This window comes from Wenzhouxiangella limi (assembly GCF_010499265.1).
GTDB classification, from domain to species: Bacteria; Pseudomonadota; Gammaproteobacteria; order Xanthomonadales; family Wenzhouxiangellaceae; genus Wenzhouxiangella; species Wenzhouxiangella limi.
Genome location: NZ_JAAGSC010000039.1, coordinates 281,553 through 305,512, shown reverse-complemented (window position 1 = coordinate 305,512; position 23,960 = coordinate 281,553). Strand labels below are relative to the sequence as shown.

Genomic DNA, 23,960 nt, shown 5'->3' with positions numbered 1-23,960 from the left:
GTATCCGTATCCGTATCCGTATCCGTATCCGTATCCGTATCCGTATCCGTATCCGTATCCGTATCCGTATCCGTATCCGTATCCGTATCCGTATCGGTATCGGTATCGGTATCGGTGTCCGTATCGGTATCGGTATCCGTATCGGTGTCGGTGTCCGTATCGGTGTCCGTATCGGTATCGGTGTCCGTGTCGGTGTCCGTATCGGTGTCCGTATCGGTGTCGGTGTCGGTGTCCGTGTCGGTGTCCGTGTCGGTGTCCGTGTCGGTGTCCGTGTCGGTGTCGGTGTCCGTGTCGGTGTCCGTGTCGGTATCCGTATCGGTATCCGTATCGGTATCGGTGTCCGTATCGGTGTCCGTATCGGTATCGGTATCGGTATCCGTATCGGTGTCGGTATCCGTATCGGTGTCGGTGTCGGTGTCCGTATCGGTGTCCGTATCGGTATCGGTATCGGTGTCCGTGTCGGTGTCCGTGTCGGTGTCCGTGTCGGTGTCGGTGTCGGTGTCCGTATCGGTGTCCGTATCGGTATCGGTATCGGTGTCCGTGTCGGTGTCCGTGTCGGTGTCCGTGTCGGTGTCGGTGTCGGTGTCCGTGTCGGTGTCCGTGTCGGTATCCGTATCGGTGTCGGTATCCGTATCTGTGTCGGTGTCGGTGTCCGTATCGGTATCGGTGTCCGTGTCGGTGTCGGTGTCCGTGTCGGTGTCCGTATCGCCTTCGGCCGCTGGTTGGACAGCTATGCCCCCTTCATCATCGAAATCAGGCAGATCAAGAACTTCAAAGTCCAGCGCAGGATCAAAATTAAAGGCGATGGGATCCACGAACTCCGCAATGCGAGGCAGAATCACAAACGAAGAGCCATCGTTATCCGTGCCACCGCCAAGACCAGCCGCAGCTGCCTCCAACTCTTCTAGCAAATCCCCTTCGCCCTGGAGTAACCCCAAGATGTCAGCCACACTGTTCTCGGTGACCAAACCCTCCGGAACTGGTGAAGGTTCTGAATCGTCAACGCCTTCGCCTATTTCGAGAACCTGGTTCGCCAGCAATTCCAGCACGCCATCGCCGAATTGTTCAAAGACAAGGTCAACGCTACCGTCAGCCCCGGTAATGATTACCTCGCCGGGCTGCAGCTGATCACCATTTTCAAGCTGCCGAAGGGCGCCATCTTCCCCACGGGCCCAGACTTCACCTTTAACATTTTGAACAATTGCGACTGCCATCTCGTTGATTCCTAATCTGCATAAATTGCCGACGTTTCGCCGGATACAACGCAACCTTAGCCCACGAGGATCGGCTTGACTATTGGACGCTGGTACAGTTTTTCACAATTATTTACTTTTTTAGTTTTTTTTATTAGAATATGCGACTCTCGTCACGCTTTTCTTTCTCACAGGGTATTCGCAATGAAAGACACCTCTAACCCATCAAAAAAACATCGCTTTTTCAATAAGTTGCTGGTTGTCTGCTCTTTTGTCCTAGCGCCCACAACGGTAGCCCTTGCTCAGACCAGCGCCGAGGATGTTGTCCTCCAGGCGATTGAAAAGAATCCGGACGTTCAGGTTCGTTGGCACGACTTCCGGGCTGCCGGGTTCGAGGAAGACGCCGCGCGCGGTGGATTTCGTCCCCAAATCGGGATCGACGCGGCATATGGCCGGCAGCGCGACAACTTCATTACGGGCAATCCGATGAATACCGGTTTCGCCGAAATCGGTCTCACCCAGCTCCTGTGGGACGGCGGCCGGACAGGGGCCAACGTTGAAGAGTTCGACAACATCCAATTAGTGCGCTATTTCGAATTGCTCGATTCCGCCGAACAAACGGCGGTCGAGGCGATGCGTGCCTATCTGGATGTTGTGCGGTTCCGAGAATTGGTTCAACTGGCCCGGGATAACCTGGAGACCCACCAGCAAGTGTATGACCAGGTTGCAGAAAGTGTCGAGGCAGGCGTCGCCAGAGCCGCTGACCTGGAACAGATCAATGGCCGCCTGGCATTGGCTGAGGCCAATCTCATCACCGAAGAATCCAATCTGCACGACGTATCCGCCCGTTATTTACGAATCATCGGTGATCTACCACCCGATGAGTTGCGCGAGGTCACGCTGGATGCCAACCTTCCGGATAACATCCATGATGTTCTGATGCAGGCCTACCAGCACAATCCCAAATATCACGCCGCGCTCCGGAACATTTCTGCAGCTGGCTCGGCTATCCGTGCTCAGCGCGCCGAAAGGACGCCACGCCTGAACCTGACTGCCGCCTATGGCGTGCAAACTAGGGATGAGTTTGGAGAGCGGGAAAACCATACAGATGGCCGGATTGGCGTCGAACTGACATATGACCTTTACACGGGGGGTCGGAGAAGTTCCAATATTGATCGAGCGGTCGCGCTGGAAAGTAGCGCCATTTCGTTGAGAGACCGGGCCTGCGTTGATATTCGACAGGATGCTCAAATCGCGTTCAGCGACGTGCGGAGGATTTCAGAACGTCTTCCAGTTCTTAATCAGCACCGATTGTCTTCTGATCGGGTCCGCACGGCCTACCGACAGCAGTTCGACATTGGCGAGCGTACCTTGCTCGATGTCTTGGATTCAGAGAACGAGTTTTTTGAAGCCAGCCGTGCCTGGACCAGTGCTAGCTATGACCAAACGCTTGCGACAGTAAGAACTTTGGGAGCCATGGGATTGCTGCTGGAAACGCTCAGTCTTCATCGGTCTGACCTCCCCTCACTCGATGACCTGGGCGCAGAACCGATTGAGGTTGATCCGGCAACTGCCTGCCCCCTCCCACCTGGTGCACGCGCTCTCTACGCCAGTCAGCCGGTCGTCGAGGAGGAGCCTATGGTCATAACTCAGGTGACGCTGTCAGACCAGGCAACGTTTGCATTAGACAGTGCCGATTTACTCCCTGCCGCTCGTGAGACCCTGTCCGAGCTGGTCGTGGCAATCAGAGAAGGCAAACTGGTGGGCCAGATTCAGGTGACCGGCCATACTTGCGATCTCGGTCCGGCTGCCTACAATAAGTCATTAAGCGAGCGCCGCGCGCAAGCCGTTGTGGATTACCTGCGATCCGCTGGCATTGGCGAAGACGAAATCACCTCGGAAGGCCGGGGCGAAAACGACCCGCTTTATCCCAATGACAGCGAGGAGAATCGCAAACGCAACCGACGCGTTGAGATCACTTTCGTGACCGAGCAGGCGACTAACGACGAGTTGGAAATGAACCCTGATGGCCCGGTGACCAATCTGCGCCAGGAGGAGTTGCCATCGGTGTCGGCATCTGATATCGACTTCATTTTGGATCAATTTGGACAAGATTCTCTTGCTGCCACTCCCACGAAAGCCGACCAATTGGCTCCCGATGTCCAGGTGCAGGCAAGTCAACCCGCCCCAGCCGACCAGCGTGATCACAGCAGCCTATCGGGACTGAACGCAGCAAACAGCACCTCTACTGTCGTGCAAATTGCGTCATTCTCAGTGGAAGCGAATGCCCAACGCCTTGCAAAAGACTTGCAGGCTGACGATTACGATGCCTTTGTACACATGACAGAGGTCAAGGAAATGCCAATCTGGGCGGTTCGGGTTCGCGCGCTTCCTGGCCAGCAGGTCGCGATACTTAAAGAAGAACTTCGCGACCGTACCGGACTTGAGGTGCTCATCGTCCCGCGCTCTGCTTAGCACGAGTATCATAGGGGGCCAAGGCCCGCGCGACCAGCTTCTGGGCGCGCGGGCCTTACCGTCTGCAGTCAGGTGCCAACCGAAGCCATCCAACGTTTCAGCCACCAAGGAGCACATAGTTGACCGATCATCATTCGAGCGAAACTGGTGGGCCTTTACTCACAGCATTGATCACTCTGTGCGCTTACCACGGGAGAGCTGCGCATAGAGACACGCTCATAAGTGGTTTGCCCCTGACTGACGGCAAACTGACACCTTCCGTTTTTGATCGGGCGGCTCGCCGCGCGCATTTCAGCAGCCGCGTGCTGGCACGAAGCCTTACAGAAATCAACACAGCTTTATTGCCGGCAATACTGCTTCTCAAGAACGATAAGATTTGTGTAATTTCAAAGCTTAGCCTAAAAGACGGGCTTGCCGAAGTCATTTATCCGGAACTGGACGATGCAACGGTAGAGGTGCCGCTGGAGAAGCTCCAGAAAGACTACAACGGTCATCTCATCTATTGCCGACCGAATTTCAAGCTCGAACAGCACCACGCTGACTTTGGTACCGACAAGAAGCAGCATTGGTTCTGGGGTATTATCCGTCAGAATCGGGGGCTTTACCGAGATGTCATTCTCGCCTCAGTTTTGGTCAACCTGTTCGCTTTGGCCATGATCCTGTTCATACGAAACGTCTATGACCGGGTTTTACCAAACGCAGCCACTGAAACCCTGTGGGCACTGGCGGCCGGGCTAGGAATTGTTTTAGTGGCCAGTCTCATACTTAAGTTGCTACGCGCCTGGTTTGTCGATCTGGCGGCCAGCCGAGCTGATATTCGACTCTCCTCGCGAATCATGGAACGCGTCCTGGCTATGCGGATGCAAGACCGCCCCGAAGCCAGCGGAGCATTTGCGGCTAATATCCAGTCCTTTGAATCGGTTCGAAGTTTCATAGGTTCGTTGACTCTCATCGCAATCGTAGATTTCCCTTTCGTCCTGCTGTTTGCCGGTATTATTGCCTGGATCAACCCTTTGTTAGTCATTCCAATCGTCATCGGGGCTGTCATCGTATTGAGCTATGCGTTGGTTCTTCAACGCCAGATGCAAAACCTTACACAAGTTGGAATGCAAGGCAATGCCCAACGTAGCGGCACCTTAATTGAAAGTCTGGGCAATCTCGAAGCGGTGAAAAGCTTCAATGTGCAAGGTTATGTTCAGGCTAAGTGGGAGGACAGCACAACCTACCTGACGCGCAATTCGGCCAAGATGCGGTTACTGTCTTCCGCGGTGACTAATGGCGCCGGATTCGTTCAACAAACTGTGTCGGTGGCCGTCATCATTATCGGCGTTTACCTGCTCATTGACGGACAACTCACCCAAGGTGGCCTTATCGCCGCCTTCCTATTGTCTTCTCGAGCTATGGCCCCGATCAGCCAGTCTGCCGGGCTTTTGGCACATTATCACCAAGCGGCGAATTCCATGCAACTCCTGGAGAACATCATGGAGCGTCCGGTTGAGTATCAGGACTCTGACGAAAAGATCGACCGACCGGTTTTTCATGGTGACATTGAATTTCGCAATGTCAGCTTCGCGTACCCCGGCGCTCAGCAACAAGCACTCTCCGATATCAATTTCAGAATAACGGCCGGAGAACATGTTGCCATCCTCGGAAAGAACGGATCGGGGAAAACGACCATTGAAAAGTTGATCATGGGACTTTATGGTCCAACTCAGGGTTCCGTGATGATTGACGGCATTGACATGCGCCAGCTTGATGTCACGCAGTTACGTCGAAACATCGGCTATGTACCCCAGGAAGTCAGCCTGTTTCAAGGCTCGCTCAAACATAATATTGTGCTGACCTCCGCTAACGAAGACAGCGATCGCCTGCTTAGGGCAATTGATCTGGCCGGTCTTGAGCCAATGATTCGGCAGCACCCACAGGGCATCAATATGCCGGTAGGAGAGCGTGGCCAACAACTGTCAGGCGGGCAGCGTCAGTCAGTTGGAATCGCCAGAGCTCTTATTAACGAACCACCGGTGTTAGTACTGGACGAACCGACAGCCTCGCTCGATCACACCAGCGAGGACAGTATCAAGAAGAATCTCGCCGAACAATCTCAGGGTAAGACTCTCATTCTGGTTACGCACCGTAGCTCCCTTTTGCAGCTTGTCAAGAGACTAATTGTCATCGACAGGGGCAAAATCGTCGCTGATGGCCCCAAGGAGACAGTGATGGAGGCTCTACGCCAAGGCCGAGTTAGTGGAGCGCGATGATGGCAGCGAAGACTTTTGAACAGAAGCAGTTCGAAACGGTGGGTCGAATCCAAAGGGCTTCTGATCGACCCGCCAGCCTGACGGACCGACTTTTCAGCCGGTGGGTGCGTCCCTCGGGACGGTCCGATTGGGTGTCCGATACCGAATGGGCACGCATCATGCAGTCACCACTGCGAGCGCGGGCTCTGCTTTACGGGGTAGTTCTCTCTCTTATAGCTTTAATTGTCTGGGCATCGATTGCGGAAATAGACGAAGTCACAAGGGGCGAGGGACGCATCATACCTTCGCGCCAGCTTCAGACTCTCCAGTCAGTGGACGGGGGGTTGATTCAGGAGATCCGTGTTCGCGAGGGCCAGGTCGTCGAAGAGGGTGATCTTCTTGTACGCTTGAACCCTATTCGATTCTCTGCCTCTCTTGGTGAAAGTCGTGCCCAGTTCCTGGCTCTGACCGGTGAGGTCACCAGACTGGGTGCCTTGGTCGCGGGTATCGAACCTGTGTTTCCCCCTCAACTGGTTGAAGAAGCACCAGAAGTATTACGGCTCGAGCGAAGACTGTACCGGACCAGCCGAGAGGAGCTCAAGGAGCAGCAGGCTGGGTTCTCCAACCAGCTCGAACAAAGGCAGCAGGAGCTTGAGGAAGCGCGGGCTGCTGTCGAGCAGTACAAGAACACCTTGAGGCTCACGCGACGAGAACTTGAAGTTACCCGGCCACTACTTGTCAGCGGCGCTGTCTCGGATGTTGATATTTTGAGATTGGAGCGGCAAGTCGCCACGATTGAGGGCGAACTGAGCCGAGCGCAGGCAGCAGTGGCTCGCAATGAGGCAGCCGTAAGCGAGGCCCGTAGTCGGCGGCGCGAAGTAGAGCTCACCATGATCAATCGCTGGCAAAATGAGTTAACTGAATCGCGTAGCCGACTCGAAGCGCTCACCCAAGCCGGTCAAGGACTAGAAGACATGGTTCGGCAAGCCGAAATTCGGGCGCCTATTCGTGGCACTGTGCAACAACTCCATATCAACACTGTTGGCGGCGTACTCACACCTGGACAAGATGTCATCGATATCGTACCGTTGGATGACCAGCTAATAATTGAGGCTAAAATTCATCCCCGTGATATCGGGTTCATCAGGCCACGGCAAGAAGCCAATATCCGCCTTACAGCGTACGATTGGGGAGTCTACGGCAACCTAAAGGCCCATGTAGAACATATCAGTGCTGACACCATTACTGACGAAAGAGACAATACATTTTATTTGGTCAGATTAATGACCGAGCCTGGTGGATACGATGAAGAGATGCTGATTATCCCGGGCATGACCGCCGAAGTAGACATTCTCACCGGAAAGCGGACGATTATGCGTTATCTATTCAAGCCACTGTTAAAGGCAAAATCCAAGGCGCTTACGGAGCGGTAGCATCATGAAGATGAATCATGTGATCCTGACCGATGAAACTTTTCGCGCACCGAATTGGCAGCTTGGTCTGGAGAATCTCTCGATCTTTAAATTCACCGGCGGTAAACCCTATGTGCTGCCCGGCGAGAAAAATCAATTCCTGGTCTGGATAGTTAGCAGCGTGCCTGACTGGAACAACCTGGTTAGGCACTATAGCGAGGATTCCCCAGTTATTGTATTGAGCAAGCTCCTCACTCTACCGGAAATGCAGACAGCCATCGAAGCAGGCGCACGTGGTTATATGGAAGTTCTTACCAACCCTGCGCAACTCAAACAGGCCGCAAATGCGGTTTCAGAGGGCGGGTTATGGATTGCTCCACCAATGATGAATCGATTGCTGAGTATTCTTTCCGATCGTATGCCCGCGCCCCAGATTCCAAATTCCTGGTCGGAAAAATTAAGCCCGAGAGAACTGCAGGTTGCCAAAATCGTCGCAGCAGGTGTATCAAACCGAGAAGTTGCTGATGAACTGCACATAACAGTAAGAACTGTGAAAGAGCATCTGACTTCTATTTTCTCAAAACTCGAAATAAGTGATCGCCTCCAACTGATCCTGATGGCCCGCGGAGCGTAGAAATCGAGTCACTTGCAAAGGAATCCGCATGTTCATAAAACGCGATGTTCAAGGTAACATAACCGCCGCGAGCACTACCCCAGGACCCGGCATGGACGAGCAGATTGGTGAAGATGATCCTGATCTACAGGAATTCATCGGATCCCTCAGCACAAAATCAAAAGCTAATGAAGATGAAGTCGAGAAACTACGCTCTTCTGATGTCGAACTAGCCCGAGTTGTAGAAGATATTATCAATCTGCTCACCGACAAGGGAGTAATCCAATTTACCGATCTACCAGAGGCCGCACAGCAAAAATTGCTGCAACGTCGAATCCTACGTCAACATATACAACGCTTGGACCTGGTCGACGAGGATCAGGATCAGTTGATGCCCTAGACTGAACCTTCTATGCCCGACAATGCTCAAAGAATGCTAAAGCAAACAGACTTCTCCGCCGAGGAAAAGTTGTTACAAGATATTCGAAATGGCCTTACTTCAGACCGCCTCGAGTTTTCACACGATGAGCTGAGCCTGCTTTTTGATCCGAAAATATCCCAAGTCTACGTAACGCTGTTCCAACCACCGCTAAAACCAATCCGCTGGGGGTCAAGACGTAATACTCTGAATGCGACTCTAAGACGCATAGTAGACAAACTGAAAGCTAACCCTCGCTACTGCGAATTCTCCATCCAAGATCCCGACAAGTGCAGAATACTTTTTGAGATGGTCGTCTCAGAAACTCCCTGCCCATTAAGAAGCCTGACCTCTTCGAGATTCTGCGAGACACGGTTTGAACCAGGAATAACTGGTATCAAGTATAAGTATCATGATGTTTTACGCTACTTCATGCCTACCGATGCGGTACTTCATAGTGTTATGACCATCTCGCAGTTGCTTCGCCACCTGGCCAAAACAACTGGTATTGCGAAGAAGTCCAGGAAATTCTCGGTTCGAGAGAAACTTATGAAAAGCGAACCGATAGAGTCAAGCCTCATTGAAACAATCGCTTTTATAAGTACAAAGGAAAATAAAGCCCTGCCTCTTTATCGAGGTTATCCTTTCACGAATGCCGTTCTCAGCCAAGATAAGATTCTGGAAAGCACACTAAGGAGTGTTGATTGGCTAGTGGAAAACATGAACTCCGATGGAAGCTTTTTGTACTTCTACGATGCCCATAGAGATTCGAAAGTTGATTTCGATCATCCCAACATGCGGAACCCGCTCTATAACAACATATTGCGGCATTGTGGCGGAACAATAACTTTACTCAGAGCTTATGAACTTACTGGCCTTAACCGCTACATAGAAGCCGCTCGACATTCTAACAATTACTTGTTTTCCACACTAAGAGAGCATCTTTGGAATGGCGAGTATGCCTGTTACCCATTTGACAACAAGAAATCCAAACTCGGGGGTGCTGGTATTGCGTTAGTCGCACTTATGCATTTTTACCATCACACTGCCGATAAAACCTATCGTAAAACTATAGATGGTCTGGTAAGACATATACTTTCTCGTGTCGAACCTGATGGTGAAATGCTAGGATACTATATTCACCCTTTGTACAATCAGGGTAAACCAATACTCGCCCCCCCGGAAGAAATCAAAAAAAAGCTGTTTTCATTTTACTATCCGGGCGAAGCCCTCTTGGGGCTTGCTCTCTATTACCATTGGATGGATCAAATAGATGAAAACCTGAAAGTGCAAATAAGGGAAAAATCAGAGCAGGCGCTCGATTTTTTGGTTGACATTCGCCCCATAAAGTACAAAGACCTTTTTCTGAGCCTGCCTGCAGACGCATGGCTAATGCAAGCAATTGAGGAATGGATCAAGGTTCCGGGTCTGAAAAAACAAAGTTATATTGACTTTGTTTTAAACGATGCGAAAGCAATGATTTCACACTCCTATCATTATGAAAACAGTCCATATCTTGACTACATCGGAGGGTTTTACTACAACTATGGAGATCACGTCTATCAAGATGGCTCTCGATGTGAAGGGCTAGCTGCAGCCTACTCCTTAGCAGTTTATCTACAAGACGAAGAGACGTCACAATTAATTATGGATCAAATGCTCCGATCTGCACAGGGGCTTATGTACACACAGAATACGCCTGACTCTACCTACGGACATTTATACCCAGAAAAAAGTCTATATGCGTTCCGGTTCAAACTTACTCGACAATGGGTTCGTGTTGATTCCGTTCAACACACCGCATGTTTTTTTGCACGATTACTTAAATTTATGAAACGCCCTCCAACAGACACGAAATCAAACAGCCAATGATTCTGCATCTTCAAAGCAGGACTATATTCTGTGAACCTAAACTACCGTTACTCCAATCGCAATTCACGGGAATCATGTAAGACAACGCCGGGTGGCGCATCATCAGAGATCATCAGTTTCCCTAAGTAAACTCTCTTGCCCACAAGTCTTTTATGCCTGCGGTTTGAGGGCATACGCCGGGAAGCGTCTCTTTCAAAGAGATGCCAGTAGATACTGTATTGACCTTGCGGAAGACCATTTGGTGGCCGCACCACCACACGATCCCCAAGCACTTTTTGGTTTGACCATGACGTGGGATCAATTACTCCTTCACCGACCGGGTGGGTGTAGGAGAACTTGTTTTCGCCACGTTGATCTTCCCCAGTGATCTTGGCCTCCCATCGCCCAGTCAGCGGTCGTTTGACCCGGAAGAAAGTCTCACAGAGAAAACCGTAATCCGGACGAACACATTGCCCCCAGCGCGCGCCAATAACCGTTAACCATTCGTTTACCACTACCTCTGTTTCAAACTTGGCAAACTCAGGAACAGCATCATACTCGAGATTTGTGGGCATTTTCCTATAGAAATTAGAGACGGGTTTAACCCTCGAAAGATCGTTTCTATAACTGTCTCTAAAAACTTTCATTGGAATTTTTGGAAAACCTGAAGGATCAAGTTCTAAAACCAAACGATTGCCGTCCACCCCGAAATTCAACGACGAATCAAGCTCCGCCGTTAAGCGCTTCATCAGTTCATGCACCTGAGAGACCTCGTCTCCCGCCGCAACTCTTGCTTGCCCCTCCTGCAACCAAACCGGGAGAATTTTCAGGCGACTAATGCCATTGGCAGTAAAAGTAAACTCAAATAAAGCCGACACTTTCATACGATTAGCACTTACACGATCAAAAAGAAGCGTACCCATATCATAAATAATAGGCCTACCACGATGGACCTCGACACCTTGAAGTATATGAGCAGAGTGTCCGAAAATAGCATCCACGCCCAAATCAATTATTTTTTTTGCAAGCTTACGGCGGGTTATTGACGGTTTATCCCTCCAATTAGCTCCCCAATGCGGTGTAACAAATACTAGATCGGCTCTCAATCTTGCCAAGGAGACCGACACTGCTAAGCCAGCCAGTAAATCAGATTCAGATCGATAGTTAATACCAGCGCGATCACCGCGTGCTGACATCGATGGAGTCTCAGTATCAATTCCGATCAGGGCGACAGTCAGGTCCCCAAGCTGAACAAATGATGGCGACGCAGCATCGTAAGCGTCAATACCAGCGCCGCAGTGCACTATACCGCAATCATCAAGCACTTCCAGCTGCTGCTCCAGGGCAGCGAACCCAAAATCCCCAGCATGATTGTTTGCAACATTCACCGCGTTGATTCCTCCGCGGATAATCACATCCAACATATCGGGTCTGTTCCGATAATAGAAGGGACGCTTGCCCCCTTTCTTCAAAAAGTCACCCAGCGTACTTGTGGCAGCTTCGAGATTGGCAAAACCGATATCGGCTTCCTCGAAGACCTTTTTAACACCTGAAAGCGGCCAATCCGATCCGTTCTTGGAAACCCACCCTGACATTTGTCTACCCAAGCACACATCACCACCAGCAACCAGAGAATACTCTTTGGGTGTAGATGACGTGTCTGCCATCCGACTGCCGGCTCTTTGCTTTGCGCTCTTTAACAGCCTGGTACTGAACTCAGATAGCCCTTCATCATCGTAAAGCTCTGCTCGCTCGACCTGAAGTTCATGTCTTGGAATCTTAGCCGCAACTCCCAACACCGTATCGCAGGCATGGACATCTCCCGCCCGCCCCAGCGCTCGGGCTATCTCACAAAATGGCTCCCGCCAATCTGAATATGTATTAGCAGCCCTAGCAGCTGAATCCATAGCCTCAGGATGGTGAGCAAGGCGCCTGTATTGGCAGGCCAAACCATACTCGATCCTCGCCTTGGTGAAGCCTTTGTACGCCTTTGGCGATTCAAGGGCTCGCTTGTAATAAGTCACCGCCTGTCGATAATTTCCCACGCTGCTTAAATCTTTACCCATATGCCACAGCATGTGTGCATCTTCGTAATACTCTTTGGTTTTTAGCGCCTTTTTCATAATCCGCATATTTCGTGCCGGATTTGCTACTCGGGACCCGAGTGGATTATGCAGTACCTCAATGCCTCTCACGCCCCTCTCCTTCCTCATGCGGCGCGGGTAAGACGGATTCTCATGTATCGGATGAACCCACCGAATACCAAGGCCATTTCGCCAGATTCTCGGTGGCATCTTCCGCTTTCCTTTCACCCTCGCTCCTGGCTCATAGTGATAATAATAGGGGAGGTAAAGAACGTCCCAGTCGATATTGTGAGAAAAAAGCTGTTTCATCCCTTCAATGCTGTCAGGGAGTAAAACATCATCCGCATCAAGCCACATCACGAAATCCATAGAACAGTGTCTCAGGGATTCGTTCCGAGCTTTCGCAAAATGATCAACCCATAAGAAGTCCCTGACTTTCACTCCTTTGTTTACGGCAGCTTCCCGAGTGCCGTCGCTAGAACCCGTATCAACGACTATAACTTCATCCGCAAATTGTAGGGCAATGTCAAGAACTCTCTCTATATGAAGTATTTCGTTCTTCACGATCATAGAGACTGACAGGGTCTGTCTTTCTTTGGCCATCGATTGAAATACCTCTCGGACGTAGTCTATAAATTGGACGCGGGCTCTAAATTTTCCCGAATCTTTTCTGCGTGCTGCCAGATTATGGTTACTTGCTCGTCATTGAACCCAATATTCCTAAGCCCACCACTGCCTAGGCCGCAAGAAGCGCTCGCCATAATATTAGTGTCGGAGTCTCTTTTGGCGCCCTCCACACAGACGTGATCTAGGCCAAAGGCATGACCCATCTCGTGTTCTCCGGGACTTTGAATATTGTGACCAAGTCGTTCCCAGTCTAAAAGTACGTACGGCCTTCCGCTGTTAAACCGTCCATGCGAGTTAGCATTTTCAAACCCTCTGTCTTCCGACCAACTGTCGACAATATAAAAGTTAATTGCTCGAGGGCTCCGTGCCTTCTCATCCATGCACCCATCTATCGCCGTTTCCCACGCTGTCCCGTTGTATGGAGCCGTTGCAGTAGCTAGTGTTAGCAAATCACCGCAACTAGTACCTTTTAGATCCTCGTAGAAAACGACATCATTCAATTCGAAACGGGGTGTTGGAGTGCCACTTTCGGCGACAAAGTATTTATTTAGAATGTCGACTTCCCGCTCTAAGGACTCTTCGCTAATTCCCGAGTCCAGATTCGAAGAGGGAATAAGAACAACAATGTGAACCTTGAAAGGTTCAGCATCATATGTTGGCACTCCACATCCAGCGGACACCAAAAGCGAACCCGCCGCCAATAGCTGAAGCCAAACCCAAGGAAGCCGATATAAAGAAATGTCATATAAGCGCATAAAGACTCACCTCTAACAATGTAGACAAGCCTATGAATGGAAGCTCTCTGCTTGCCTGTTGCTCCCCCAATCAATGCTAACAGGGACCCCGAGCTTAGCTGATCCGCAGTGCAAGATTTTCTTGACCCAGTTGACAGACTATTCCATCCTGACCCCTTCGATTCTATTTCCGAGAAATATACCATTTTTCTCTAACGCTTTTAGAGCTGGCCGATAGCCATTTCGGCCGGATTTTCTGTACCACTGAACTGCGATATCCACATTTGCTTTACACCCGAGACCACGTTCGTTTAGAACCCCCATTTGATACTGCGCCTTGCGGTGCTCATGACGCGATGCTTTCTTCATCCAATAATACCCCTCAGACTGCCTAACTCTGCTATTGGATTCTAAATGACACATAGCCAGCTGAAATTGAGCGTCCGCGAAATCAGCCTCGGCAGCTTTTTTAAACATAGAATATGCAGCATCAAGATCACCTCTAGCGGCTTGCAGTTTACCCAACTCATTTTGAGCGAACGGCACACCATCGTTTGCCATTACACGATAAAGCTCGATTTCATCGCCTTTTGGCAATGATATCTGCTTGCGATATCCAGAAATCCTCGATCCGAAAGCCGACTCAGGACTTAACACCAAGCGCTTAAGTTCCTCGATAGAAGGCCTATGGCGTGGATTCTTACGTGTCATTTGAAATACAATATTGCGGTATTTATACGAATTAATAAGCTCAACATTGGGCTCAAGATAAACTGCCGAATACGCCTTAAGTGCTAGAGGCAGGCTATTTTTAAGGCTATATATATGCTGTCCCGTGATAAGATAAAAGAGAGTACAACCTAAAGAATAAATCTCCGACCGAAGGTCGCGCTCACCAAAATAGAAATCTGGTGCAATATATATCTGATTGCCCCATGGAAACACGCTTTTGAATTTATCAGTAGGTTCAGCATTACCCCAATCCGCGAGAACGAATTGATCTCTATGAACGAGAATATTCCCCGGCTTAATATCGAGATGCAGCAGCTGCCGGGCACGCATTTGCGAAAGCACCTCTAACATATCAACCAGGAACCTATCCAAAATCGATTCCCTGAATGGCCCGTCCAGCATAACGCGACGCTCAGCATCACCCTGAGCCGCATAGTCAAATACTAAGTATGTATCTCCACGCGTAGTGAATGCCTCATGAAACTTTATAGTACTAAATTCATTCATTAGCTGGAGAATATATACCTCCTTTTCAATCAACCGTATATTTTGCGGCCGAATTAGCTTCTTTAACACCACTTGCTCATTGCTTTCTGTAGTACGCGCCAAATAAACAACGCTATACCCTGAACGCTTGTCGATGGCCTTAATTATCTGATACCCGGCTAACACATTCTCGTTCTTGTTAGAAACGCTACCATTATGCTGGTCCAACAAAAACGCTTCCGCATCATCCCAGTACGCAAGCATATTGGAATAGAAACACACAACACGCTGTATTGTGTCGATGCGAAACCACTGCCGGGTGTGTTTCAGTCGTATACCGCCAATCATTCGATTTGGGTGTCTAGCGCAGTAGCTAGCTGAGGGTGTATTGACTAAATGCATCAAAGACCATGCACCCAGTTTTATGACGCGCCATAGAAAGCGTGCCTGTTCCTTGCTACCTAGCTTAAGAGCCAGCTGGTAGGCCGCCATCAGACCATCCATTCGTGCGCCATCTGAGTTTGGGTACTCTCCGAATTTGTAGTAGAAGGATCCGGCGCAGTCGGGATAGGGTGCGTCGGATACTTTATACATCTGCTGGACCAATTTGCGGGCATCGCTAAATACGAAATCTTTGTAAAGATCACAGCGCATCGCTTCAAAGTCCCACAACTCCGAAACAGCGCGCATAAGCCACGCATCAGCCGGCAGAGTGCGGTATCGGCGCGATCTAGTCTGCATTCGTTTTTTAAGCGAATACTTCAACGCTTTGTGCATTATTGGATAAATTTGCTCTCGCTTTTCCGCAGAAAGTGTCTGCATATATTTAGCCAACCCGCAAAGAGCCTCTCCAGAAAAGGGGAGCGGAAAGTGCTCCTTATTCCCACTCTCCGTTCTGTAGTTAACTTTATCTACATTGCAATAGTTAAGCTCACCAGTTGCGCTGATCTGGCTAAGCAAATGATTAGCTAGAGCTTCCGTCAAGCAGCGATGTTGATCCTTTTTAGTTAGAAGCTCATATTCCGCAAGAAAAAATAATGTCAGTCCCGTTCCACGAAAATTAGATTTTTGCTCATCTATTAAATTGACACTTTTCGGCCCAACTTCGTCGACATAGACATCTCTCTCCTTAATGTAGTCGATAGCCTTCTCTACCACGCATTGCCAGTCAATACCTTGGAGACATTTTGCATAAGATAGACATGCTATACCGCCCACACTATGTCGCCTCATGCTGTAATGCGAATTATCGGTGACTTTGCGATGTTGATTAATAACTTTTTCAAATGTGTCTTTACAGGGATCATAGAAATTCTGAAAAGCACCAGAGCGAGACTGGTGTTTCTTAACATGCGCCATAGCATTATGAATTGAGTCCTCAACTTTTCTCTTTGTTAAGCGCCCCACTCTGGGGACTCCACGATAGAGTGGAATAATATCGTTTTCGCGGATGAGATAACTCGTAGAACGAATTCGGTATATTTCTGCGCGACTCAAGTAATCTCGACTATGGCGCTCTTCGAGGAAATTTCTTAGTTGCTTCATCCCCATGATTGAAAAGACATATGCGTCACCGGGAAGAAAGATGTCACTCGTGGCCTCATTCGCGATGATTTGTACGCCATCAACGCCAATTTCAAAATGCAACCTACCCTGCTTTTCCATGCCAACTTCATATAAGTCGATAGCGCAGAGATCTGTTCGAATAAAATCGATTTGGTAGCTTTGTTGTGTTTTTGAGGGGCTGCGATGCGATTGTGGCATAAGCCTGCTTACAATTCGGGAGAAGGGCCATTCACGGCTTATCTGTTCACGGTGAACAATCAGTCGTCCTTCACCCGGAATATAAGCCACGCAAGCAATCCTGTCGCACTGCTCTTTCAGCCCCGAAAAATGCAATGCATCATCAAGTTCATCCGCATCACAATGCCCCGCAAGATAGGATTGAAATGTGTTTACCAGATTTTGCGTCGCTGGTGTTTTTTTGAATACATCAAAAGCTTGTTCGGGTTTGTCGAATGCCGGGTCGTAGATATCTTCAAGCATTTATTGAGCTCTTTGCTGTTGTAGTTAGCATCACGATTAAAACTGGCTCTTTTAGGCTGCTCGGCGAGAAACCAAAATCAAATCGAGTGAGAAATGTCTTTTTCTGCGGAGGATAGAGCCCAGCAGAAATTTGACTTTTACGCCAACTATTTTCAAAGGAAAAAATGCAGCCATGGGTATCGTAATAGCCATCTCTTTCTTCATTCCTTGATGCACCGAGGAGCCAAAAAAAGGCATCAAGGGCTCGCTTTTTTTGCACAAAGAATATGCCATGCCCCGGAACCTGCTGCACGATTTAAATAAGTTCGCGCTTCGGGCGGCAACAGGACTATACACCCGGCCCGGTATACCCATCAAAGCCCATTTCCGCCAGTGCGGACTGATCCGTTTTCTCAAGCACGCCCTCGGCAATCATGGTCAGGCCCAGCGAGTGGCCGAGCTTGCATAGCCCACGCAGCAAGCTCTGAATGTCTCCATCCTGTTGCTGGATCAGAGCAGCGTCTACTTTCATGTAGTCCAGCCCCAGTTTCTCCAGGCCCGCAACAGCAGCTATATTTCGGCCAGCCGATTGCAGCCCCACAGAAACCCCATGACTCTTGACCGCTGCACTGAATGACGCCAAAGGACCGGCGTATTGAACGGCAATCTGTTCGTTGAGTTCCAGCGACAAGCGCTGGGTGACCGTTCCGCCATACCGCTTGATACGCTCGATGATCGCCAGGTGGCTGGCGACATTGCCCAGGCTGTCGATGGACAGGTTGACGGCAATGCGCCGCGCCGGCTGCTCGCTGAGCACCTGCAGAACGCTTTCGAGCATCTGCAGATCGATCTGCGGCAACAGCTTCAACCGCCGCGCCCAGCCGATGACGGCCCCGGCCGGAACGGCCTCGTTGCCGAGGCGGAGACGGAGCATGGCTTCCTCGTGGAACAGCTCGCCGCGGGTCGTGATCACCGGGTAGCAGGCATGCGAGATGCCATTGTCGGCAAGGGCGGCTTCCAGCGCGTGGCGCCAACTGTCGGCATCGGGGAACAGCGGCGGGCGCGGCCGGGACTCGTACAGGACGAGTCGCTGCGAAGACGCTTCCTCGGCCCCGGCCAGCAGATCATCAAGTCGGGATAACAGCTGGCTGCGCTCCTCGCCAGGCTGACAGGCGCTGCCAACCTCGGCCAGCGGGTACTGTTGTTCCAGATGCTTCTCCTGGACCAGTTCCGAAGCCGCGCTCCATACCTCTTCGGCCAGATCCGCCAAAAACTCGGTGTCCTGCAGCAGGATGACGAAATCGCTGCCATTAAGTCGGCCCAGCGTGCACTGCGAGTAGCAGTCTGCCCGGCCCTCGAGCCTAGTCTGAATCCGCGCCAGCAGGGCCAGTATCCATTCATCCGTCTCCGCCCGACCCAGTTTCGCGTTGAGCGCTGCCAGGCCGGTCACGCGGATCAGCAAGACGCCATCGCGAACCGAGCTGTCGTTCAGGTTCAGGCGGGCCTCCAGCAGGCGCAGGAACTGCTCGCGATTGGCCACACCAGTGGCCGGGTCCAGCTGGCTTTGACGCCGGATCTCGTCGAGCCGGCGGGCCTCGTCATCCAGCATGGTCCGGACCCGGTTGGTCAGCGTGTTCATCGCCCGCACCACGCGCCTGAATTCCATGGTTCGCGGCTCCTTGCTCGTGATGAAGCGTCGCTCCCCGATTGCCTCGGCCTGTTCGACCACGGCCTGAAGCGGTCCACTGATGCGCCGCAGCACCATGCTGCCGATCAGACCGCAGACCAGCGCAATCGTGATATACCAGACAAACAGCCGGTAAGAAACCCGCCATAGCGCGCCCAGGGCATAGGCGCTCTCGCTTTCGATGGACAGGGTGCCGTACTGGTTCCAGCCATCCTGGACCTGGGCCACGCCCGGCGGGATATCAAACGCCATCAGGCGGGCAAACCAGGTCGGCGCTTCGGGAACCAGATCGGGACGCTCGCGCAGATGCAGCGTCTGTCCATCAGGCCCTTCAAGCCGGATCCGCTGGTAGTGGCCGGTGTCGAACTGGGCCGATATCATCAGCTCGACAGTCACCGGATCCTTGTCCATCTGCGACAGCGCCAGTGCCAGCCCGGCGGCATTGTCGATATTTTTGACGGTCAGCTGTTCGACGTAGTAATTACGGGCGCTGTAGCTGCTGACCAGGAAGCCGCTGACGAAAGTCAGTGTGATGAGTACCGCTATGAAGATCCATAGCTGTCTGGTCAAGGTCATAAGCCGGCGATCTCCCGCTGGGTGCTTGAACTGGTGGACGAAATCATTGTATCCGTATCCCCTCGCGCTGCATCTGCGCAATCACTTCCCGCCACAGCGACAGGCGCGCGGTGGGACTGCCAGCCGCCGGCGCCGATCCCTGCCCTACCCAAAGACCGTCGGCATTGAAGCTGAACACCGGTGACAGATCGGTGCGCTCGGAGGCCGGAAGCACGTTGCTGATCAGGCTGTCCAGAATGATCGGCTCGGCATTCGGCACCGAGTAGTAGCCGAGCACCATGTGGGCCTGGCTGACCGGACTGCGCGGACCGCCGATCTGGGCGCGAACGTAGATCAGGCGCAGGTTCCGGTCGGGAATGCCCAGATGGCGCAGGCTGATGTACTTGGCAATCGCCCAGTCCTCGCAGTCACCGCGGCCGTGACCCAGGGTCTCCAGCGGGCTGGCCCAGTAATCTTCTTCCCCGTACAACTGCTGATCGATCTGATAGCGCACGTTGCGATGAAAGAATTCATTGACCCGATCCAGCTGATTTTCGGCCGGCTCGCTGCGGATTTCCTCGAGCAGCCCGGCCCAGCGCTCGATCACCTCGACGCGCTGGTCGGAAAACTGGTCGCGCATCTGCTCGCTCAGCTGTTCGAAATCGATCTGGAGGCTGGTATCCGGTTGCGGCCTGAGTAATGTCGACGAACAGGCAGCCGTGATCACGATGCCGGCAGTCAGCAAGCTTCGAATCAGCGTAAGACGCATGGGTACGACAGGCTCAAGCCAGTGCAGCGGAAGAGGAGTGCTTCATCTCTGGCGAAGATCCCGACGCTGATAGTGGTTTACCACCGATTATACGCACAGATGCCGAAACGCTGACGAACGCTCTGCTAAAGTCTCGATTTGACGCCAGATCTGGAGCAGCAATGAAAATTCTCGTCACCGGCGGCAGCGGATTCATCGGACAGAAACTGTGCGCTGATCTGGCCCGCGACGGTCACATACCGCTGGTAGTCTCGCGCGCACCCGATAAAGCCGCCCGGAAACTGCCGGACTCTGCCATCGTTCGGCCCAGCGCGGCCGATTTTGTCGACGAATCACCCGAGGCCGTCGTCAACCTGGCCGGCGAACCGATTGCCGAAGGTCGCTGGACCGAGAGCAAGAAAAAGGCGCTGGTCGAGTCCCGCGTCGACATCACCCGTGCGGTGGTCGATCTCTGCCGCCGGGCGGAACCCGCCCCCAGGGTGCTGGTTTCAGCCTCGGCCGTGGGCTATTACGGCGATCAGGGCGAACGCGAGGTCACCGAACAGACCCCCCCGCACGACGAGTTCGCCCACCAGTTGTGCAAGCGGTGGGAAGCCGAAGCGCACAAAGCCGAGGAACACGGTGTGCGGGTGGCCATCGTCCGCATCGGGCTGGTGCTGGACGCCGGCGGCGGCATGCTGGCCAAGACCACCCCCGTGTTCAAGCTCGGACTGGGCGGCAAGCTGGGCAACGGGGAGCAGTATATGCCCTGGATCCACCGCGAGGACATGGTCGGGGCGATCCGCTTCCTGCTCGAGCGCGACGATCTCAGCGGGCCGTTCAATGCCTCGGCCCCGAACCCGGTGACCAACGCCGAGTTCACCCGCGAGCTCGGCCGCGCGCTGCACCGGCCCGCCGTGCTTCCGGCCCCTGCCCTGGCCCTGAAGCTGGCTTTTGGCGAGATGTCGCGCCTGCTGCTGACCGGGGCGAAGATGCTGCCCGCCCGCCTGGAAGAGGCCGGCTACGAGTTCCGGTTCCGCAAGCTCGACCAGGCGCTGAGCGACATTTTCAGCCGCTGACGAACGTCTGACCGAGATGCTGACGCTTGACGAACTGATCATCGGGCTGGTCCTGATGACCCCCTTCCTGCTGATCCCCACCGCCGTTGGCTGGTGGCGGGGCCATCCCCGGCTGGGCGCGCTTTTTGCCCTCAATACCCTGGGACTGGTATTTTTCGGCATCGGCTGGATCCTGGCCCTGATCTGGGCGGCGACCGAACCCGAACGGAGCACGCGTCACCAATAGCCGTCACCGTTTGACCTGGATCAGGATTCGGCCGGCGCTTCGCGCTAGACTGTCGCTTGTTACGGCTCAAAAGCCCCAGCAGGCGCGCGGAGGTGGCGACATGCCGGTTCAGTGGCGAAAGCAGATGAGTGTCGGTAATCTGATTATCGATCTCGACCATCGTTACCTGCTCAGCCTGATCAACCAGGTCGAGTACGCGTTGCGCCACCCCGAGGAGAGCGAAAACCTGCGCATGGCGCTGGACCAGTTGTCGGACTACGCGCGCGAGCATTTCGCGCGCGAAGAAAAGCTGCAGCTGCGTATCCAGTTCCGAGGCTACATGCCGCACAAGATGGCGCACCAGTCGCTGCTCGATCGGCTGGATCGAATCATCAGCGAAATTCTCGAAGAATCCGACCCCCAGCAGCTCAAGGCGCGCAGCGCAGAAATCACGACGCTCTTGCGCGACTGGCTGCTGGATCACGTTCTCAAGGAAGACATGAAAATGAAGCCCGATCTTGAAAACCTGCCGCCCAACGCGATCGGCTGACACGGTCTGACTTGTTCTGATGGATATCGCCACCCTTGCCGGCCTGCTGTTCGGGATTGTTGTCATCCTGACGGCGATCATGGCGACTTCAGGAATCGAGATCTTCATCAATGTACCGGGGTTATTGATGGTGATAGGGGGCACCTTTGCCGCCACCCTGATCAAGTTCCCGTTCGAGCAGGTCAAGGGGGCATTCAAGGTCGCCGGCCAGGCCTTCACCAAGCGCGAGGAAAAACTGGAAACCCTCATCGACCAGGCCACCAATCTCTGCATGACCGTGCGCAAGGGCGGGCTGCTGGCGCTGGAAGACGCTCCGGTGGACAATCCCTTCTTCCAGAAAGGCCTGCAGCTGTGCGCTGACGGCAATCCCGGCGATTTCATCCGTGACGTACTCAACCGCGAAATGGAGCAATCGGCCGAGCGTCACCACGTCGGCCAGGACATCTGGCGCGCGATCGGCGAGTCGGCACCGGCGTTCGGCATGATCGGCACGCTGGTCGGACTGGTCCAGATGCTGGTCAACCTCGACGATCCGTCGCAGCTCGGGCCCGGCATGGCGCTGGCGCTGCTCACGACGCTCTACGGCGCGCTGTTCGCCAACCTCGTGGCGCTGCCGATCGCCGACAAGCTGGCGATCCGCTCGACCCAGGAACTGGTGGCCAATTCACTGATCGTCGAGGCCGTGGTCGGCATTCAACAGGGCGCCAACCCGCGCGTGCTGCACGAAATGCTCGAAGCCTACCTGCCCAGCCGCGAGCGCTCCGAGTACGCACCCCAGGGCAGCCGGGCATCCTCAGGAGAAAGCTGAATGATCCCGCGCCGGAAAAAATCAGCCGGCGGCGCGCCGCTATGGATGGTCACCTTTGCCGACATGATGACCCTGCTGGTGACCTTCTTCGTGCTGCTGTTTTCGTTCGTGATCATCGATGTCCAGCGCTACAAGACGCAGGCGGAATACATCCGCGCCGGGTTCACCGCCAGCGTGTTCGAGCAGATGACCGGCCGGGTGCGTGATCTGAACGTGGCGGATCAGCAAGGATCGATCGTTCCCGATTTTCCCACCGTACCTTCCGCGCCGGATCAGCAGGAACAAAAAAGAATCCAACCGCTGGATACGGCCGAATTAGCCGAGACAAGCCAACCCAGCACCGCCGAGCAGGTGGAAGCCAACATCATCGAGGAGCTCGGCGGATTGATCGACATGGGCGACGTCACCGTGGAGCGCATGGAAGATGAAGTCATCATCCGGCTCCAGGACCGCTTCGCCTTCGAAGTGGGCAGCGAGATCATACAGCCCCAGTTTCGCGCGATGCTGATGGAGATCCAGAGCCTTTTGCGCGACATCCGCGGTGAGTTCGTCGTCTCAGGGCACACCGACAATCTGCCGATCCGCACCCAGCGTTTTCGATCCAACTGGGAACTCTCATCCGCCCGCGCTGCGTCAGTCGTGCACGAACTGACCGAGGACGGCAGCATCCCGCCGGAACGATTCCGCGTCGAGGGTTATGCCGACACCCTGCCCATCGCCGACAACGCCACCGAGGAAGGCCGTGCGCGCAATCGCCGGGTCGAGATCCTGATCCGGCCGCGGACCCTCATGGAACCGCCGGCGGAAGACTCGATCATCGAGCTCGACCAACTTTCGGAGCTGCCCCGTGAACCGGAATGAGCAACACGACCGGCGCGCCTATCATCGCCTCGAGTTCCGGGCCTCGATACAGATAACGCCGCTCGACGACGAACTGCTGGAGGACCCGGCTCGTCTTCGTGCCCAGGTCAAGGGGGAGCTGCGGATGCTGCACTGGCTGCAGCTTGAAAACCAGTATGCCTTCGTGCGCGATTCAGCCTTGCGAAGCCAGCCGGCGCTGGCGCCGCTGATCCGGCTGGTCGACGCCAAACTCAACTTCCTGGCCGGCGAGATCTACAGCCACGAGCCGAACGAAAATTCGATCCAGCCGGTGGAAATGAGTGCGACCGGGATTTCTTTCCAGTGGCCGCGGTCACTGCCGCCCGGTTCGCTGTGGCTGATGCGGATTGACCCGGCAGGCACCGACGCGCCGCTGAGCATGCCCGCCATCATTCAGCGACTCGACGACCCGGGACAAGAGGACACTCATCGGATCGCGGCGGAGTTTTTTGCCCTTGGCGAAGACGAAACCGACGCCCTGGCCTCCTGGATCGTGACCCGCCAGGCTCGCTGTCTGAGTCGACTTAAAAGCGCCGAAGACGACAAAGACGCCTGAAGACAA

18 protein-coding genes and 1 pseudogene are annotated in these 23,960 nt (G+C 53.3%); 12 read left to right on the top strand and 7 right to left on the bottom strand.

Going from position 1 to position 23,960, the window contains the following annotated elements:
- On the bottom strand, window positions 1–842 hold an 842-nt coding region (locus G3I74_RS07120; protein WP_239056682.1), incomplete at its 3' end, for a hypothetical protein.
- Window positions 843–848: 6 nt separating this feature from the next.
- Window positions 849–1,214 (bottom strand): annotated as a pseudogene (locus tag G3I74_RS16315) (retention module-containing protein); the annotation flags it as partial.
- A 183-nt stretch (window positions 1,215–1,397) separates the two neighbouring features.
- On the opposite strand from G3I74_RS16315, the gene G3I74_RS07115 reads away from it, so the two are divergent.
- The 6 genes from G3I74_RS07115 to G3I74_RS07090 all read left to right on the top strand — a co-directional run bounded on the left by G3I74_RS07115 (window position 1,398) and on the right by G3I74_RS07090 (window position 10,220).
- Window positions 1,398–3,668, top strand: a complete 2,271-nt coding sequence (locus tag G3I74_RS07115; protein ID WP_164210873.1) for a TolC family outer membrane protein — start codon at window positions 1,398–1,400, stop codon at window positions 3,666–3,668.
- A gap of 119 nt (window positions 3,669–3,787) precedes the next feature.
- A complete protein-coding gene (locus G3I74_RS07110; protein WP_164210872.1) occupies window positions 3,788–5,926 on the top strand; it encodes a type I secretion system permease/ATPase in 2,139 nt (712 codons plus the stop codon).
- The gene (locus G3I74_RS07105) at window positions 5,923–7,338 is read left to right on the top strand and encodes an HlyD family type I secretion periplasmic adaptor subunit (RefSeq protein ID WP_239056679.1); all 1,416 of its coding nucleotides are present in this window, start codon (window positions 5,923–5,925) and stop codon (window positions 7,336–7,338) included. Before G3I74_RS07110 ends, G3I74_RS07105 begins: the two co-directional genes overlap by 4 nt.
- A gap of 4 nt (window positions 7,339–7,342) precedes the next feature.
- A complete protein-coding gene (locus tag G3I74_RS07100; protein WP_164210870.1) occupies window positions 7,343–7,951 on the top strand; it encodes a response regulator transcription factor in 609 nt (202 codons plus the stop codon).
- A gap of 91 nt (window positions 7,952–8,042) precedes the next feature.
- Window positions 8,043–8,330: a tryptophan synthase subunit beta like protein gene (locus tag G3I74_RS07095; RefSeq protein WP_203594597.1), complete on the top strand. Its 288-nt coding sequence runs from the start codon at window positions 8,043–8,045 to the stop codon at window positions 8,328–8,330.
- A gap of 12 nt (window positions 8,331–8,342) precedes the next feature.
- On the top strand, window positions 8,343–10,220 hold the full coding sequence (locus G3I74_RS07090; protein ID WP_164210868.1) for a glycoside hydrolase family protein: 1,878 nt from the start codon (window positions 8,343–8,345) through the stop codon (window positions 10,218–10,220).
- Between the two features lie 47 nt (window positions 10,221–10,267).
- Here G3I74_RS07090 and G3I74_RS07085 read toward each other — a convergent pair whose 3' ends face one another.
- From G3I74_RS07085 to G3I74_RS07065, 5 genes are all read right to left on the bottom strand, one after another.
- Window positions 10,268–12,886, bottom strand: coding sequence for a CapA family protein (locus tag G3I74_RS07085; protein ID WP_164210867.1), 2,619 nt, complete (start codon window positions 12,884–12,886; stop codon window positions 10,268–10,270).
- 917 nt (window positions 12,887–13,803) lie between these two features.
- Complete coding sequence (locus G3I74_RS07080; RefSeq protein WP_164210866.1) at window positions 13,804–16,908, bottom strand: Sel1-like repeat-containing protein kinase family protein; 3,105 nt, start codon at window positions 16,906–16,908, stop codon at window positions 13,804–13,806.
- On the bottom strand, window positions 16,901–17,200 hold the full coding sequence (locus tag G3I74_RS07075) for a hypothetical protein (protein ID WP_164210865.1): 300 nt from the start codon (window positions 17,198–17,200) through the stop codon (window positions 16,901–16,903). Before G3I74_RS07075 ends, G3I74_RS07080 begins: the two co-directional genes overlap by 8 nt.
- 36 nt (window positions 17,201–17,236) lie before the next feature.
- The gene (locus tag G3I74_RS07070) at window positions 17,237–19,150 is read right to left on the bottom strand and encodes a bifunctional diguanylate cyclase/phosphodiesterase (protein WP_164210864.1); all 1,914 of its coding nucleotides are present in this window, start codon (window positions 19,148–19,150) and stop codon (window positions 17,237–17,239) included.
- Between the two features lie 43 nt (window positions 19,151–19,193).
- Window positions 19,194–19,898 carry a transglutaminase-like cysteine peptidase gene (locus tag G3I74_RS07065; RefSeq protein ID WP_164210863.1) on the bottom strand — a complete coding sequence of 235 codons (705 nt, stop codon included), beginning with the start codon at window positions 19,896–19,898 and terminating at the stop codon, window positions 19,194–19,196.
- Between the two features lie 161 nt (window positions 19,899–20,059).
- On the opposite strand from G3I74_RS07065, the gene G3I74_RS07060 reads away from it, so the two are divergent.
- The 6 genes from G3I74_RS07060 (at window position 20,060) to G3I74_RS07035 (ending at window position 23,954) form a co-directional block, all read left to right on the top strand.
- Complete coding sequence (locus tag G3I74_RS07060) at window positions 20,060–20,956, top strand: TIGR01777 family oxidoreductase (RefSeq protein ID WP_164210862.1); 897 nt, start codon at window positions 20,060–20,062, stop codon at window positions 20,954–20,956.
- Window positions 20,957–20,972: 16 nt separating this feature from the next.
- Complete coding sequence (locus G3I74_RS07055; protein ID WP_164210861.1) at window positions 20,973–21,182, top strand: superinfection immunity protein; 210 nt, start codon at window positions 20,973–20,975, stop codon at window positions 21,180–21,182.
- Between the two features lie 100 nt (window positions 21,183–21,282).
- Complete coding sequence (locus G3I74_RS07050; protein ID WP_275401493.1) at window positions 21,283–21,711, top strand: bacteriohemerythrin; 429 nt, start codon at window positions 21,283–21,285, stop codon at window positions 21,709–21,711.
- Window positions 21,712–21,730: 19 nt separating this feature from the next.
- Window positions 21,731–22,519 carry a motility protein A gene (locus G3I74_RS07045; RefSeq protein ID WP_164210859.1) on the top strand — a complete coding sequence of 263 codons (789 nt, stop codon included), beginning with the start codon at window positions 21,731–21,733 and terminating at the stop codon, window positions 22,517–22,519.
- Complete coding sequence (locus G3I74_RS07040; RefSeq protein ID WP_164210858.1) at window positions 22,520–23,380, top strand: OmpA family protein; 861 nt, start codon at window positions 22,520–22,522, stop codon at window positions 23,378–23,380.
- Window positions 23,367–23,954 (top strand): hypothetical protein, encoded by a 588-nt coding sequence (locus G3I74_RS07035; RefSeq protein ID WP_164210857.1) that lies wholly within the window; start codon window positions 23,367–23,369, stop codon window positions 23,952–23,954. Before G3I74_RS07040 ends, G3I74_RS07035 begins: the two co-directional genes overlap by 14 nt.
- Window positions 23,955–23,960: the final 6 nt, after the last annotated feature.

Bases quoted from the DNA above. Each gene is read 5' to 3' on its own strand.
- G3I74_RS07115 (WP_164210873.1), top strand. From the start codon at position 1,398: ATGAAAGACACCTCTAACCCATCAAAAAAACATCGCTTTTTCAATAAG.
- G3I74_RS07060 (WP_164210862.1), top strand. From the start codon at position 20,060: ATGAAAATTCTCGTCACCGGCGGCAGCGGATTCATCGGACAGAAACTG.
- G3I74_RS07100 (WP_164210870.1), top strand. From the start codon at position 7,343: ATGAAGATGAATCATGTGATCCTGACCGATGAAACTTTTCGCGCACCG.
- G3I74_RS07050 (WP_275401493.1), top strand. From the start codon at position 21,283: ATGCCGGTTCAGTGGCGAAAGCAGATGAGTGTCGGTAATCTGATTATC.
- G3I74_RS07080 (WP_164210866.1), bottom strand. From the start codon at position 16,908: ATGCTTGAAGATATCTACGACCCGGCATTCGACAAACCCGAACAAGCT.
- G3I74_RS07085 (WP_164210867.1), bottom strand. From the start codon at position 12,886: ATGGCCAAAGAAAGACAGACCCTGTCAGTCTCTATGATCGTGAAGAAC.
- G3I74_RS07105 (WP_239056679.1), top strand. From the start codon at position 5,923: ATGATGGCAGCGAAGACTTTTGAACAGAAGCAGTTCGAAACGGTGGGT.
- G3I74_RS07055 (WP_164210861.1), top strand. From the start codon at position 20,973: ATGCTGACGCTTGACGAACTGATCATCGGGCTGGTCCTGATGACCCCC.
- G3I74_RS07040 (WP_164210858.1), top strand. From the start codon at position 22,520: ATGATCCCGCGCCGGAAAAAATCAGCCGGCGGCGCGCCGCTATGGATG.
- G3I74_RS07065 (WP_164210863.1), bottom strand. From the start codon at position 19,898: ATGCGTCTTACGCTGATTCGAAGCTTGCTGACTGCCGGCATCGTGATC.
- G3I74_RS07090 (WP_164210868.1), top strand. From the start codon at position 8,343: ATGCCCGACAATGCTCAAAGAATGCTAAAGCAAACAGACTTCTCCGCC.
- G3I74_RS07095 (WP_203594597.1), top strand. From the start codon at position 8,043: ATGGACGAGCAGATTGGTGAAGATGATCCTGATCTACAGGAATTCATC.
- G3I74_RS07070 (WP_164210864.1), bottom strand. From the start codon at position 19,150: ATGACCTTGACCAGACAGCTATGGATCTTCATAGCGGTACTCATCACA.
- G3I74_RS07045 (WP_164210859.1), top strand. From the start codon at position 21,731: ATGGATATCGCCACCCTTGCCGGCCTGCTGTTCGGGATTGTTGTCATC.